The organism is Geodermatophilus sp. SYSU D01180 (genome assembly GCF_054050415.1).
This window is the reverse complement of the sequence record NZ_JBJGZH010000002.1, coordinates 56,465-71,245: the sequence shown is the minus strand read 5'-3', so window position 1 is coordinate 71,245 and position 14,781 is coordinate 56,465. Positions and strand designations below refer to the sequence as shown.

The window sequence follows — 14,781 nt, the reverse complement described above, 5'->3', positions numbered from 1 at the left end:
CCGGTGCGATCCCGGCCGCGCGGGAGGCCCCTAGCGTCGGCGCCCCCAGGTCCGCGCGGAGCCCGACATGACGACCGAACCGGCTGTCCGAGACGCCTCCGTGACGCCTGCCGTCCCCGCGCCGCGCCAGGCTCCCGAGGAGGGGCCCCCGCGCCGGCCCGGCCGTCGGTGGCTGCGCTGGCTGCCGCGGTACCGGTGGAGCGGGCTGGCCGGGGCCGTGCTGCTCGGCTGCCTGTCCCTGACGCCGTCGCTGCTGCCCCGCGGCTGGCTGATCCAGGGCCTGGTCGCGGGCATCACCGCGGCGATCGGCTACGGGCTGGGGACCGGCCTCGCCTGGTTCGTCGCGGAGGCCACCGACCGCCGGATGTCCGCGCGGTTCCGACGCCGCGCCTGGCAGGTGCTGGCCGTGGCCGGGACGGTGCTGGTCGTGGTCTCGCTGTGGCTCGGCGCGCGCTGGCAGCGCGAGGTCCACCTGCTCATGGGGCTCGACCCGCCGCGCGGGTACTCCTCCGCCGGCATCGTCGTCGTGGCGGTGCTGCTCTTCGTGGTCCTGGTCGCCCTGGGCCGGGGCGTCCGGTGGCTGGGCCGCGGGCTGGTGCGGCTGCTGGCCCGCGTCCTGCCGCGGCGCCTGGCCCGGCCGCTCGGTGTCGTGGCGGTCGGGGCGCTGGTGGTGTTCCTGGTCAACGGCGTGCTGTTCCAGGGGCTGATCGAGGCCGCGAACTCCGCGTTCAGCGTGCAGGACGACGAGACGGGGGAGGGCGCCGTCCGGCCCACCGGCGCCGAGCGCTCCGGGGGGCCGGGCTCGCTGCTGCCGTGGGAGGAGCTCGGCCGGCAGGGCCGGATCTTCGTGGGCTCCGGCCCGACGCCGGAGGACCTCGCCGCGTTCTCGGGGCGGCCGGCCCTCCCGCCGGTCCGCGTCTACGCCGGGCTGGCGTCGGCCGAGGACGTCGAGGAGCGCGCGGACCTCGCCGTCCGGGACCTCGTGCGGGCCGGCGGCTTCGACCGGGCGGTGCTCGCCGTGGTCACCACGACCGGGACCGGCTGGATCGACCCGGCGGCCGGCGCCGCGCTGGAGCACGAGTTCAACGGGGACACCGCGATGGTGTCCATGCAGTACTCCTACCTGCCCAGCTGGCTGTCCTTCCTCGTCGACCAGGCCAAGGCGCGGGACGCCGGGCGGGCGCTGTTCGACGCGGTGTACGGCACCTGGGCCCGGCTGCCGGTGGGCGAGCGGCCGGACCTGCTGGTGCTCGGCGAGAGCCTCGGCAGCTTCGGCGGGGAGGCCGCCTTCAGCGGCCTGGCCGACATCCAGAACCGCGCGACCGGGGTGGTCTGGGCCGGCCCGCCGAACTTCAACGCGCTGTGGCGGGACCTGGTCGCCGACCGGGACGAGGGGTCGCCGGAGTGGCTGCCGGTGCTCGACGGCGGGCGGACCGCGCGGTTCGCCGACGAGGCCGCCGACCTCGCCGCGCCGCCCGCCCCGTGGGGGGAGTCGCGGGTCGTGTACCTGCAGAACGCCTCGGACCCGATCGTCTGGTGGTCCCCCGAGCTGCTGCTGACCCGGCCGAGCTGGCTCGAGGGGCCGCGGGCGCCGGACGTGTCGGACGCCGTGGTGTGGCTGCCCTTCGTGACCTTCTGGCAGGTGACCGCCGACATGGCCTTCTCGACCGGCGCCCCGGACGGGCACGGCCACCGGTACACGGCCGACTACGCCGACGCCTGGGCCGCCGTCGCGCAGCCGCCCGGGTGGACCGACGCCGACACCGCGCGGCTGCGGCCGCTGCTCGGCCGGTACTGACCGGCCGGCGCGGGTCCGTGACGGCGTCCGCCCGCGACCGGCTGCGCAGCGGGACCGTCGTCGCGGTGGTCGCCGTGCTGGCCGTGGCCGGGCCGCTGGTGCGCCCGCCGTGGTGGGTGCGCGGCCTCACCGGCGCCGCCCTGCTCGCGGGGGCGCGGCTGTCCGGGCTCGGCTGGCCGGAGCTCGGCCTGGGCCGCGACCGGCTGGCGGCGGGCTGCCGGTGGGCGCTCGGGTCGGTGGGCGTGGTCGCGGCCGTCTACGCCGTGGGCGTCCTGGCCCCACCGGTCCGGCCGGCCTTCCTGGACGAGCGCTACGACCTCCCGCTGCCCGGCCTGCTGGCGAAGGCGTTCCTCAGCATCCCGCTCGGCACCGTGGTCCTCGAGGAGGCCGCGTTCCGCTCGGTGCTCTGGGGAGCGCTGGCCCGGCACTGCCGGCCGTGGCAGGTGCTGGTCGGCACCGCGGTGCTGTTCGGCCTGTGGCACGTCCCCACCGTGCTGGCCGCCGAGGAGGGCGACCCCGGCGTCCCCACCGCGACGCTCGCGGGCACCGTGGCGCTGACCACCGTCGGCGGCCTCGTGTTCGGCGAGCTGCGCCGGCGCAGCGGCAGCGTCCTCGCCGCGGCCGGCGCGCACTGGGCGACCAACGCGCTGGGCGTCCTCACCGGGCCCCTCGCGCGGCGGCTGGACGCCGGGGCGGGCGGGGGCCCGGGCCTCGTCCTCGGCGGGTGAGGCCCGGGACCGCTCCGTGCCGGGACGGTGGAACGGTCCCGGCACGTCCGTCCCCGGGGCGAGGAGGCGGAGATGAGCGTGGCCGTCGAGCCGGTCCCGGCGGACGGCGACGCCGTCCCCGGCGCGGACGCGGTCCTCGGGCCGCTCGTGGCCCGGCTGTCGCAGGAGTACGGCGCGGACCCGGTGGAGGTCCGGGCGCGGGCGGTGGCGGCGTTCGCGGCGTTCGCCGACGCCCCCGTGCAGGTGTTCGTCCCGATCCTGGTGGAGAAGCGGCTCCGTGAGCGCTACCGCGTCCGGCGGACGGCCGGCTGACCCGGGCGGCTCCCGCCGGGCGCGGGGGACCCGGAGGCCCGTCCCGCCCGGTCTCCGGGCGCTGCGCGGCTACCGACGCGCCTGGCTGCCCCGCGACGTCACCGCCGGGGTGGTGCTCACCACGCTGCTCGTGCCGCAGGGCATGGCCTACGCCGAGCTGGCGGGGCTGCCGGCGATCACCGGTCTGTACACGACCATCACCTGCCTGCTGGCGTACGCGGTGTTCGGCCCGTCCCGCATCCTGGTCCTCGGCCCCGACTCCTCCCTCGGCCCGATGATCGCGGCGACGGTCCTCCCGCTGGCGGCCGCGGGCGGCGACCCGGAGCGGGCGGTCGCGCTGGCGTCGGTGCTCGCCCTGGTGACCGGGGTGGTGATGGTCGTGGCCGGCTGGACCGGGCTCGGCTTCGTCGCCGACCTGCTCTCCAAGCCGACCATGATCGGCTACATGAACGGGCTGGCCCTGACCATCCTGGTCGGCCAGCTGCCCAAGCTGCTCGGGTTCTCGGTGGACGCCGACGGCGTCGTCGGCGAGGCCGCCGGCTTCGTGGAGGGCGTGGCCCAGGGGCAGGCGGTGCCGGCCGCCGCGGCAGTCGGGCTGGGCGGCGTCGCGCTGGTCCTCGTGCTGCAGCGGTGGTGGCCGAAGGTGCCGGCGGTGCTGGTCATGGTCGTGCTGGCCATCGCCGCCAGCGCGGCGTTCGACCTGGGGGAGCGCGGGGCGGACCTGGTGGGGGAGCTGCCGCAGGGCTTCCCGCCGCTGACGATCCCCTCGGTCGGCTGGTCCGACCTCGGGGTGCTGGTCGCCGGCGCGCTGGCGATCGCGCTGGTGTCCCTGGCCGACACCATCTCGACGGCGTCGTCGTTCGCCCAGCGCACGGGCCAGGAGGTGCACGGCGGCCAGGAGATGGTGGGCATCGGGACGGCGAACCTCGCCGCCGGGCTGTTCCAGGGCTTCCCCGTCAGCACCAGCGCCTCGCGCACCGCGGTCGCCGAGCGGGCCGGCGCCCGCACCCAGCTGACCGGGGTCACCGGCGCCGCGCTGGTGCTCCTGATGATCGTCTTCCTGCCCGGCCTCTTCCGCGACCTGCCGCAGGCGGCGCTGGCGGCGGTCGTCATCACCGCGTCCCTGTCGCTGGCCGACCTGCCGGGCACCGTGCGGCTGTGGCGCCAGCGGCGCGTCGAGTTCACGCTCTCGCTGGTCGCCTTCGCCGGCGTCGCGCTGCTCGGGGTGCTGCCGGGCATCGCGGTCGCCGTCGGCCTGTCCATCCTCAACGTGTTCCGCCGGGCCTGGCACCCCTACGAGACCGAGCTGGGCCGGGTCGACGGCCTCCCCGGCTACCACGACGTGCACTCCTACCCGGAGGCCGGCCGGCTGCCCGGGCTGGTCATCTACCGGTTCGACGCGCCGCTGTTCTTCGCCAACGCCAAGACCTTCCGGGACGAGGTCACCGCGCTGGCCCGCTCCGAGCCCGCGCCCCGGTGGATCGTCGTCGCGGCCGAGCCGATCACCGACGTCGACACCACCGCCGCCGACGTGCTGTTCGAGCTGGACCGGGCGCTCGCCGGCCGCGGGCAGAGCCTGGTCTTCGCCGAGCTCAAGGACCCGGTCCGCCGCAAGATCGAGCGCTACGGCCTCGCCGGCGAGATCGGCGCGCGGGACTTCTTCCCCACGATCGGGGCCGCGGTCCGGGCGTTCCGCCAGGAGACCGGAGCCGACTGGCCGGACGCCGGCCCGCCCGCCGCCGCCCCGCCGTCGCGGCTACCCGGCCCGCGGGACGCACCACCGGACGCGGGGCGGGGCAGCGGCGCTCAGCCGTCCGTGCCGGGCGCCTGAGCGGCCCGGTCCGCGCCGACCGGCGCCGGCCGGCCCGCGGGCGGGGCCGCCTCGGTCCGGGGCGGCCGGCCCCGGGCCAGGGACCACAGCGACGACCACTGCACCCGGGCCCGCGGCGCGCGGACGCCGGGGCGCTCCCGCGGCAGCCGGACCCGCAGCGCCCCCGGGCGGACCGTGCACCGCACCGGCGTGGCCAGCCGCACCGTCTCGCCGTCGATGCCGACGGGGACCTCGGGCACGTCGGCGGTCACCAGCACCTCCCGCGCCTCCGTCGTCCGGATGCCCCGCTGGTGGGCGCCGCGCAGCAGGTCGACGGCCTGCCGCGCGCTGTCGACCCGGATCGCGATGACGCCGAGCACGCCGCGGTCCAGGCGGGACCGCCGGCCGATCCCGGCGAGGTCGGACTCGTCGTAGGAGCCGTTGCTGACCAGCACCGCCTGCGGCCCGTCGACCACCAGCGACCCCGCCTCGGCCCGCAGGTGCGCCCCGCGCCGCCGGCTGAGCAGGTCGGGCAGCGCCGCGAGGGTGGTGCCGGCCTTGTCCTCCCGGTACCCGGGGTCCTCCACGATCTCGGCGTACGCGCCGAAGGACGCGTTGTTCACGAACGGCCGCCCGTTGACCGAACCTAGGTCGATCCGCGCCTCCACCCCGTCGGTCAGGGCGTCGAGGCAGCGGGACGGGTCCTCCCGGTCCAGGCCGAGGTCGAGCGCGAAGTGGTTGCGGGTGCCGGCGCTGATCACCAGGAACGGCACGCCGTGCTCGGCGGCCACGTCGGCCACCAGCGCCTGCGTGCCGTCGCCGCCGGCCACGCCCAGCAGGTCCGCACCGCGGGCGAGCGCGTCGCGGGCGAGCTGCTGCACGTCGGTCCCGGGCCGGTCCAGCAGGGCCACCTCCGCGCCGAGCGCCTCCGCCCGCTCCCGCAGCGCGAACCGGCCGACCTTGCCGCCGCCGGACCGCGGGTTCATCACGAGGAACGGGTGCCGGGGCGGCGGCACCTCGGCGACCGGCAGGGTCCACTCCGCCGGGTCCGGCCGCAGCGCGGCGCGCGCGGTGCCCAGCGCCGCGCCCCAGAGCAGCGCGGCCACGACGGCGGACAGCACCAGGTCCTCGGCCAGGAACACGACGACGAGCGCGAGCGGGGCCACCACCACGAGGGCGAGGGCGAACCAGCGCTTGGCGCGGCCGTGGCGCAGGAACCAGAAGACCCCGGCGACGACCGCGACGGCGGTCGCCACCACGAGGGCCACCAGCCACAGGCCGCGCCCGTTGGCGGACTCCAGCAGCACGAGCAGGGCGGCGGCGGCCAGCGCCAGCGCGCCGCGGGCCTCCCACCGTCGGGTCCGCGAGGTCTCCACGGCGCACCTCCTCCGGCCGGCCCCCGGCCGGCGGAGGGGATGCTGCCCGGTGCGGGGCGGTGCGGGCTCACCCTCCGGGGACGGTTCCGCGGCGCCGGGTCGCGGTGGGGGCCGGGATTACCGAAACTGGATCTGCCCCGCCAGGCCGCGACGGAGGGCCCGGCCCGTGGCGCGCCGGCCTGGCGGGTGCCCGAGCCGGGACGACGACGGGCGGACGACGGGCGGACGGGCGGACGACGGGGGACGGGGCGGCATGGCGGCGAGCGCGGCGGACCTGCGGCGGCGGTGGGCGGCGGGGGAGCCCGCGCACGGGCTGTGGAGCCTGCTGCCCGGCGCGGTCACCGGCGAGCTGCTGGCACGCACCGGCGCCGACTACGTCGTCGTGGACCTGCAGCACGGCGCCACCGCCGAGGCCGACCTGCCGGGGACCGCGGCGGCGATCGGCGCGGCCGGCGCGGTGCCGCTGGTCCGGACCCGCAGCCCCGCCTTCGCCGACGTCGGCCGCCCGCTCGACCTGGGCGCCCGCGGCGTGGTCGTGCCGAACGTGCGCGACGCCGCGCACGCCCGTGAGGTGGTGGCCGCCACCCGGTACGCGCCGGCCGGGACCCGGTCGATCGGGCGGCTGTCCGGCGGCGCCGACGATCCCCTGGTCGTGCTCATGGTGGAGGCCGCCACCGCGCTCGAGGACCTCGACGCCCTGCTCGCCGTCGAGGGGCTGGACGGCGTGTACGTCGGCCCCGGCGACCTGTCCCTGTCCCTCGGGCTGACGGGGGAGGAGCACCGCGGTGAGCTGCGCGCCGTGCTGTCCTCGATCGTCGCGCGGGCGGTCGCCGCCGGCGTGCCCGTGGGCGTGCACGCCTACAGCGGACAGGAGGCCGCGGGGTTCGCCGCCGAGGGCGCCACGATCGTCACGGTCGCCGTCGACGCCGCCGTGCTCGGCGAGGCGACGGCGGGCCACCTCGCGGCCGCCCGCCTGGGGTCCGACCCCCGCTGACCGGGGCGCCCCCGCCGCGACGGGATACTCGTCCCGACGGGGTCCGGCGGGCGGTCCCCGGTCGAGGAGGTCCCCGGAGTGCCCAGAGCCCTGCTGCTGGAGAACATCGACCCGGTGGCGGCCGACCTGCTCGGGGAGGCCGGCTACCAGGTCGAGTCCCTCCGGGGAGCGCTGGACGAGGCCGACCTGGTCGACGCGCTGGACGGCGTCGACCTGCTCGGGATCCGGTCCAAGACCCAGGTGACCGCCGAGGTCGTGCGCGCCCGGCCGGGCCTCGCGGCGGTCGGCGCCTTCTGCATCGGCACCAACCAGATCGACCTCGCGGCGGCCGCGGCGGCGGGCGTCGCGGTGTTCAACGCGCCGTACTCCAACACCCGCAGCGTGGTGGAGATGGCGATCGCGGAGATCGTCATCCTGGCGCGGCGGCTGGTCGACCGGGACCGCGCGCTGCACGCCGGCACCTGGGACAAGTCCGCGGCCGGCAGCCACGAGATCCGCGGCCGCACGCTGGGCATCGTCGGCTACGGCAACATCGGCAGCCAGCTGTCGGTGCTCGCCGAGGCGCTGGGCATGCGGGTGCTGTTCTACGACCTCGAGGACAAGCTGGCACTGGGCAACGCGGAGCGCTGCGACAGCCTGGAGGAGCTGCTCGAGCGGGCGGAGACGGTGACGCTGCACGTCGACGGGCGGGCCGGCAACGCCGGGCTGTTCGGTGCCGAGCAGTTCGCCCGGATGCGCCGGCGCAGCCTGTTCCTCAACCTCTCCCGCGGGTTCGTCGTCGACCACGAGGCGCTGCGCGAGCACGTCCTGTCCGGCCACATCGCCGGGGCCGCGGTCGACGTGTTCCCCGAGGAGCCGCGCGAGCAGGGCGACCCGTTCGACTCGGTGCTGCGCGGCCTGCCGAACGTGATCCTCACCCCGCACGTCGGCGGGTCGACGCAGGAGGCGCAGCACGACATCGGGCGGTTCGTCGCCGGCAAGCTCGTCGACTACACGACCACCGGGACGACGACGCTGAGCGTCAACCTGCCGACCGTGGCCCTGCACGGGTCGTCGGCGGCCCGGTTCGCGCTGCTGCACCGCAACGTGCCCGGCGTCCTCGCCCGCGTGGACGCGCTGGTCGGCGAGCACGGCCTCAACGTCGACGGCCAGGTCCTGGCCACCCGCGGCGAGCTCGGGTACGCGGTCACCGACGTGAGCGCCGAGCTGCCGGCCGACCTGCTGGCCGCCCTGCGCGCCCTGCCGGAGACCGTCCGGCTCACCACCGTGGGGCGCCGGCCCCGCTGACCTCCCGCTCCCCGAACGCGGAACGGCCCCCCGGCTGACGCCGGGGGGCCGTCCTCGCGGAGCAGGTCAGCCGTTGACGCGGACCTGCATGAACCCGTCGTGGGCGCTGGTGCTCACCACGGTGATGCGGGTGCCGGTCTCCGGCACGTCCACGCCGGTCCAGCCGTTGGCGTCGGGCTGCTCACCCGGCGCCACGTACCAGTCCTGCGTGTCGTCGAAGGTCGGCACGGCGGGCAGCCCGCCGTAGCTGCCGGCCACGCCGGTGTCCGGGTCGTGCAGGGTGATCCGGTCCGTCGTCTGCCGCCCGAAGGTGGAGTCGTAGGACTGGATCCGCGGCCGCCAGGACTCGCCGTCGGCCCGGTTGGTGCCCTCGTCGTCGGTCGGCTCGTAGAGCAGGCCCGGGTGGGCGTCGACCGGCAGGATCAGCCCGCCACCGGGGTGGGCGCCGACGTTGTTGTCCGCGTACTGGGTGTTCCAGTAGCTGATCAGCAGGCCGTCCTGGTACGGCAGGCGCTCGGCCCAGTCCGGACGGGACGGGTTCCCGAAGTTGTACGGGCCGGTCTGCAGGCCGGCGTCGTAGCCGGTGTAGGCGCGGTTCTCGGCGATGTAGGCGTTGAAGAACGACTGCGTCGCCGAGCCCGTGGTGCTGGTGAACCCCTCGAGGGTCCAGGCCGTCACCGGGGTGCCGTCGATCGCCACGGCGTCGACCAGGAAGCCGGGCTCGACGGCGGCGCCGTCGGTCCAGTAGCGGAAGCCCACCTGGGCGCCCGCGGGGACGCCGGCCAGGCTCGCCGACAGGTCGACCCACTGGCCACCGGTGCTGCCGGTGATGCCGTGACCGAAGTTCTGGCCGTTGGGGTCGGTCGTGACCGACCGGTTGGTCGGCAGCGGGGTGAAGGTGCGGCCGCCGTCGATGGTGTAGACGGCGTAGGCGTAGTCCCAGTCCTGCTCGATCTGGTAGTTCACCTTGGCGGTGAGCGTGGTCGCGCCGGCGGGCAGCACGGTCAGCATCGAGTGGTCCAGGTCGTCACCCTGGCCCGAGTACCAGAAGTCGGGGCCCTCGAACGGGGTGCCGACGGTCGTGGCGACCTCGCGGTCCGGCAGCAGCACGATCAGCGCCTGCGCCTGCTTGGTGGTGGCCGTCGACGGGCCGAGGCGCGTGTCGGCCCGGGCACCCGGCGCCACGACCTCGTAGTCCAGCCAGCCCAGCTGCAGCTTCTCCCACGCGCCCATGTGGATCGGCTTGGTGCCGATGCCGTCGGCCGGCCGGCCGCTGTTGCCGTAGGAGCCCGACGACATCAGCGTCCAGAAGGCGGTGCTGTTCTCGGCGCCGCCGCTGTTGCCGGAGGTGTCGTAGAGGTCCGGCAGGCCGAGGTCGTGACCGAACTCGTGCGCGAAGACGCCCACGCCGCCGTTCTCCGGCTCGACCGTGTAGTCGCCGATCCAGTACTTCGATCCGCCGACCCGCGTGCCACCGAGCTTGACCTGCGTGCCGTCGGCCAGCGTCGGGCCGGCGGCGCCGACGCGGTTGGTCTGGTTGTACCAGCGGTGCGACCAGATGGCGTCGTCCCCGAGGACGCCGCCGCCGACCTCCTCGCCCATGCCCGAGTGCACGGCCTGGAAGTGGTCGATGTAGCCGTCGGCCTCGTCGAACTTGCCGTCGCCGTCCTGGTCGTAGCGGTCCCAGACGTCGAACTGGGAGAGGTACGCATCGATCTCCGCTTCGGTCCGGCCCGAGGCCAGCTGCTTCGCGTACCAGGTGTTGACCGTGTCGTTGACGAAGTTCCAGGTGACGCGGTCACCGAGGTCGTTGTCGCCGTAGGACGCGCCGGTGCCGGGGACCTGGACCCAGTTCTCGACCTCACCGGTGACGGTGTAGCGGCCCGAGGACAGCTCCTCGTAGAAGTTCGCGACCGAGTTGACCCCGTCCGCGGAGCTGTAGAGCAGCTGGTCGAAGTAGGGCTGAGAGAAGTCCTCGGCCCAGATCGTGGTGTTGTCCACGTTCCGGTCGGGCCGGGGGATCTGGTTGTGCGGCAGGTCGCTGAACTCGCCGAGCACGGTCCAGATCGCGTCGCTGTCGGTCTGGGCCAGCTCGACGTACTGGCCCTTCGCGACCTCGACGACCTTGTTGTCGCCGGTCGGCGTGGCCTGGCCGGAGACGACCTGCTCGAGGGCCTCCTGGCGCAGCTCGCGCTGCTTGTCACCGAGGGGGTTGGGCAGGTCGTGCGCCCGGGCGGGGGCCGCGCCGGGGTCCTCCTGAGGTGGTGCCGCGTTCGCGGTCGTGGGCAGGGCGACCGCGACCAGCGCGGCGCCCACGACCAGGGGAAGAGCTCTCTTCTTCAAGGACCGTCTCCCATGTCGGACGAGGACCGCCGACCGCCGGTGGGGAACCACCGGTGATCACTCTCTGGCAGCCCGGGGAGACGTTAGGTAGCAAGAGTAAATAAGTCGACAATCCGTGACCGAACGGTGACCAACGAGACGACGCAGTCCGCTCCACGCTGCCGTGACCTGCGGTGACGAGCCCGCCTCGGCGTGTCGCGGCGTTTCGCGCGGCGTTGCGCAGACTTCTGCTTTGCGGAGTGCGTAAGTCTCGCTAGGTTGTGGTGCACGGCACAGATCACCGCGGATCGCCGGGCTGCACCGGGCGCTCCGGGGTGGGACGTGCGCCGTCACTCCCGAGAGGACCGATCGACCCCGTGAGAGACCTGCGCTACCTGACGCGAGCCGTGCTGCTGGCCGCCCTGTCCGCACTCGTGTTCGTGGGCCTCGTCGGCCCCGCGAACGCCGCCCCCTCCACCCAGTCCACGAGCACCGACGACTGCGCCCGGGTGCCGCTGAGCAAGATCTCGATCCAGCTGTACACCTTCGCCGACTACATCGACAGCGGCGCCCCCGGCGAGCAGGCTCGCCACGAGGAGGTCCTGCGCCGGCTGGCCGAGATGGGCTACCGCAACGTCGAGCCGTACACCCTCAGCGGCTGGACCGCCGAGGAGTACCGGGCCCTGCTGGACCAGTACGGCCTCAAGGCGTCGGCCCGCCACGTCGACGTCGGCTCGCAGAAGAGCCCCGCGGACATCGAGGAGATCCTCGAGGACAACCGCGTCCTCGGCATCAAGTACTTCGGCTCCGGCAGCAGCGCCGGGGCCCCGTGGATCCCGGAGGACGTCCGGCTCGCGACCGAGGCCGACTGGGTCGCCTACGCCGAGTACCTGGACGCCGTCGGCGAGCAGGCGCGCAAGGCCGGTCAGACGCTGATGATCCACAACCACGACTTCGAGTTCACGACCGTCTTCGGCGACCGCACCGCCTTCGACATCCTGATGCAGCACACCCGGGCCAAGAACGTCGTCTCCCAGCTCGACCTGTACTGGGTGACCTACGCCGGCCTCGACCCGGTCGACGTCATCGAGGAGTACGGCAACCGGATCCAGCTGTTCCACGTCAAGGACCTGCGGGCGTCTGACCGCCGGATCGAGATCGTGGGCCAGGGCGTCATCGACTTCCCGTCGATCTTCGCGGCCGCCGGCGGCAGCACGAAGTACTACGTCGTCGAGCACGACCCGCGCTTCGGCGACCCGACGTTCAAGCCGTTCGAGGTCGCGCAGGCGGGTCTCGCCTACCTCACCTGCACGAACGGCTGAGCTACGCCGCAGGCGCTCGACGAGGGGCGGTCCCGGACTCCCGGGGCCGCCCCTCCGCGCGTCCCGGTGCCAGCCAGGAGACGACGGCGGTCGTGGCACACACCGCCAGCCCGAGGACCGCGATCGCCGCGTACCCGCCGGTGTCCGGCGCGGCACCGAGCAGGGTGGCGGTCAGCGCGCTGCCGAGCGCGAACCCGACGTAGCGCAGGACCTGGTTGAGGCTCGTGGCGCTGCCGGTCTCCGACGGCGGCACCGCGGCGACCACGAGCGCGGGGAACGCCGCGAAGGACGCGCCCACCCCGAGCCCGGCGACGGCCATGACGGCGAACAGCTGCCACAGGTCGGTGCGGGTCAGCCCGAACAGCACGAACGCGCCGGCCTGCACGAGTGCGGCGACCGGCAGCACGAGGTGCTGCCGCCCGCGGTCGGCCAGCGCCCGGGCGAGCCGGCCCCCGAGCACGCTGGCCGCCGAGAACGGCAGCAGCACCAGCCCGGCCACGAGCAGCGAGGCGCCGAAGCCCGGGCCGGTGGAGGCCGGCGTCTGGGCGAGGACGGGCACCGAGGACAGCAGCAGGTAGTTGGACAGGCCGACCAGCAGCGCCGCCACGTGGGCGGTGAGCGCGAGCCGCCCGCGGGCCAGCCGCAGGTCGACCAGCGGCGCCGGCGTCCGCGCCTCCCAGGGCACCCAGCAGGCCAGCGCCGCGACCGCGGCGCCGGCGAGCAGCCACGGCGCCGGGGAGGACCAGCCCTCCGCCTCGGCCTCGCCGAGCGCGACGAGCAGCCCGGCCAGCCCGGCGCCCAGCAGGAGCGCGCCGACGACGTCGAGCGGCCGGCGCGTCGTGGTCGCGGCCGGCGGCAGGACCGCGGCCGCGGCCAGCAGCGCGGCGAGGCTGACCGCGGCGCCGGCCCAGAACGCCGCGTGCACCCCGCCGAGCCCGGCCACCAGCCCGGCCAGCGGGTAGCCGAGGCCGACGCCGGCGACGACGGTGAGCGACAGCGCGGCGATCGTCGAGCGGGAGCGCTCGCCGGTCAGCGCCTCGCGGGCGGTGGCGATGGCCAGCGGCGTCAGCCCGAGCCCGAGGCCCTGCAGCGCGCGGCCGGCGACCAGCCACCCCAGGCCCAGGGGGAGGGCCGCCAGCACCCCGCCGGCGGTCACCACGCCCAGCACGGCGAGGACGACGCGGCGCCGGTGCGGCCCGTCGCCGAGCCGGCCCACCACGGGCGTGGCCACCGCACCGACCAGCAGCGTGGCGGTCAGCGACCACTGGGCGTCGGGCAGCGGGGCGTCCGTGCTCACGGCGATCGCGGGGACCAGCGGCGCGCCCAGGCTGCTGATGACGGCGACGACCGTCCCCACGAAGACCAGCACGGGCACGAGGGCGCGTGGCGAACGGGGCGGCGTCATGACCACCAGGGTCCCAGGTGGTTGCCTTCCGCAACGGGTGATGCCGGTCGCGCTGCCGGCGCCGTCCCCCCTTGTCCCGGGCCGGCCGGGCCCCGACCATCCATCCCCTGCGACACGCACACCCGGACGGCCGACGGGGCGATGAGCCATGGACCTGCACCACACGGTCACGCACGGGAAGCACTACCGGCGCCGGACGCGCCGCCACGGAGCGGCGCTGGCCCTCGGCCTGGTGCTCCTCGCGGCAGCGGTGGTCGTGGGCGCGCTCCTGTGGCCCCGGGGTGGCGCGACCCCCGAGCCGCGGGCGGGTGCGGCCGCGACCTCGGCGGGCGCCGGGGAGCACGCGCACGGCGGGGAGGCCGGCGCGACGTCGTCCGGTCCGGCCGCCTCGTCCGCCACCCCGGGGGTCGGCCCCGCGGTCCCGGTCGGCTCGTCGCCGCACCACCTCGCGGTCACCCCCGACGGCCGCTCCGCCTACGTCGCCGACCCCGTCCTCGGCGCCGTCCTCCGCATCGACCCCGCCACGGCGGAGGTGGTGGCGACCGTCCCGGTGCCGCAGGCGCCACCGCAGATGGTCACCACCTCCCCGGACGGGAGCCGCGTCTTCGTCTCCGCCTACGACGAGGAGTTCGCCACCGACGTCGTCGTCACCATCGACACCGCCACCGACACGGTGACCGGCACCGTGCCGGTGGGCCGCGGCCCCTACGCCATGGCGACCGACCCCGGCGGCCGGCTGCTGTACGTGCCCTACTACGACGAGGACCACCTCGACGTCCTCGACGCCGCCACCGGGGCGCTGGTCGACCGGGTCGACGTCGCGCCGTCCCCGCACTGGGTCGCCTTCGTGCCCGGCCGCGAGGCGGTCTACGTCACCAACCACTTCTCCGACGTCGTGACCGTCCTGTCCCTGGAGGACCACCGGGTGCTGGCGACCGTCCCCGTCGGCGACGGGCCGCACGCCCTGGAGACCTCGCCGGACGGGACGCGGGTCGCGGTGGTCGGCTACATCAGCGACGACGTCACGCTCCTGGACCCGGCGACGGACACCGTGGTCGCCACCGTGCCCGGCGTCGGCGCCGGGCCGCAGGACGTCACCTGGGCCCCCGACGGCCGCCACCTCTACACCGCCAACGTCGAGGACGGCACCGTGGCGGTGGTCGACGCCGGCACCGGCGCCGTCACCGCGCGGATCCCCACCGGGGTCGACCCGACGAGCGTCACGGTGACCCCGGACGGGCGCCGGCTGCTGGTCACCAACTCCGGCGACGGCACGGTCCGCGTCCTCGACGTCGCCGGCACCTGACCGCGCCCGGCGCCGGCGGCGGCGTACGGCACCGGACAGTGCCGTATCACCGCCAGGTCACGGTCCCGGCCCGGCCGGGGCCGCGATCTTGACGTTCCCCCTATCGTCCGTGCGCATGTGG

At 75.7% G+C, this 14,781-nt stretch carries 11 protein-coding genes; 8 read left to right on the top strand and 3 right to left on the bottom strand.

What is annotated here, in order from left to right; translation table 11 throughout:
- Window positions 1–67: 67 nt before the first annotated feature.
- From ACI8AA_RS03065 to ACI8AA_RS03050, 4 genes are all read left to right on the top strand, one after another.
- Entirely contained in the window at window positions 68–1,798 is a 1,731-nt protein-coding gene (locus ACI8AA_RS03065) for an alpha/beta hydrolase (RefSeq protein WP_457043048.1), read from the top strand.
- 17 nt (window positions 1,799–1,815) lie between these two features.
- Window positions 1,816–2,526 (top strand): CPBP family intramembrane glutamic endopeptidase, encoded by a 711-nt coding sequence (locus ACI8AA_RS03060; RefSeq protein WP_457043047.1) that lies wholly within the window; start codon window positions 1,816–1,818, stop codon window positions 2,524–2,526.
- A gap of 72 nt (window positions 2,527–2,598) precedes the next feature.
- Window positions 2,599–2,838 carry a three-helix bundle dimerization domain-containing protein gene (locus ACI8AA_RS03055; protein WP_457043046.1) on the top strand — a complete coding sequence of 80 codons (240 nt, stop codon included), beginning with the start codon at window positions 2,599–2,601 and terminating at the stop codon, window positions 2,836–2,838.
- On the top strand, window positions 2,804–4,669 hold the full coding sequence (locus tag ACI8AA_RS03050; RefSeq protein WP_457043045.1) for a SulP family inorganic anion transporter: 1,866 nt from the start codon (window positions 2,804–2,806) through the stop codon (window positions 4,667–4,669). Before ACI8AA_RS03055 ends, ACI8AA_RS03050 begins: the two co-directional genes overlap by 35 nt.
- On the opposite strand, the gene ACI8AA_RS03045 is transcribed toward ACI8AA_RS03050, so the two are convergent.
- The gene (locus ACI8AA_RS03045) at window positions 4,645–6,024 is read right to left on the bottom strand and encodes a diacylglycerol/lipid kinase family protein (protein ID WP_457043044.1); all 1,380 of its coding nucleotides are present in this window, start codon (window positions 6,022–6,024) and stop codon (window positions 4,645–4,647) included. The two genes, ACI8AA_RS03050 and ACI8AA_RS03045, sit on opposite strands and share 25 nt — an antisense overlap.
- A 253-nt stretch (window positions 6,025–6,277) precedes the next feature.
- Here ACI8AA_RS03045 and ACI8AA_RS03040 point away from each other — a divergent pair, with 253 nt between their 5' ends.
- On the top strand, window positions 6,278–7,018 hold the full coding sequence (locus ACI8AA_RS03040; protein WP_457043043.1) for an HpcH/HpaI aldolase family protein: 741 nt from the start codon (window positions 6,278–6,280) through the stop codon (window positions 7,016–7,018).
- 78 nt (window positions 7,019–7,096) lie between these two features.
- Complete coding sequence (serA, locus tag ACI8AA_RS03035) at window positions 7,097–8,305, top strand: phosphoglycerate dehydrogenase (RefSeq protein ID WP_457043042.1); 1,209 nt, start codon at window positions 7,097–7,099, stop codon at window positions 8,303–8,305.
- 66 nt (window positions 8,306–8,371) lie between these two features.
- Here serA and ACI8AA_RS03030 read toward each other — a convergent pair whose 3' ends face one another.
- Complete coding sequence (locus ACI8AA_RS03030; protein WP_457043041.1) at window positions 8,372–10,648, bottom strand: immune inhibitor A domain-containing protein; 2,277 nt, start codon at window positions 10,646–10,648, stop codon at window positions 8,372–8,374.
- Between the two features lie 356 nt (window positions 10,649–11,004).
- Here ACI8AA_RS03030 and ACI8AA_RS03025 point away from each other — a divergent pair, with 356 nt between their 5' ends.
- Window positions 11,005–11,949 (top strand): sugar phosphate isomerase/epimerase family protein, encoded by a 945-nt coding sequence (locus tag ACI8AA_RS03025; RefSeq protein WP_457043040.1) that lies wholly within the window; start codon window positions 11,005–11,007, stop codon window positions 11,947–11,949.
- 1 nt (window position 11,950) lies between these two features.
- Here the strand turns inward: ACI8AA_RS03025 and ACI8AA_RS03020 are convergent, their stop codons facing one another.
- Window positions 11,951–13,354, bottom strand: coding sequence for an MFS transporter (locus ACI8AA_RS03020; RefSeq protein ID WP_457043039.1), 1,404 nt, complete (start codon window positions 13,352–13,354; stop codon window positions 11,951–11,953).
- Between the two features lie 148 nt (window positions 13,355–13,502).
- Here ACI8AA_RS03020 and ACI8AA_RS03015 point away from each other — a divergent pair, with 148 nt between their 5' ends.
- Window positions 13,503–14,660: a YVTN family beta-propeller repeat protein gene (locus ACI8AA_RS03015; RefSeq protein ID WP_457043038.1), complete on the top strand. Its 1,158-nt coding sequence runs from the start codon at window positions 13,503–13,505 to the stop codon at window positions 14,658–14,660.
- Window positions 14,661–14,781: the final 121 nt, after the last annotated feature.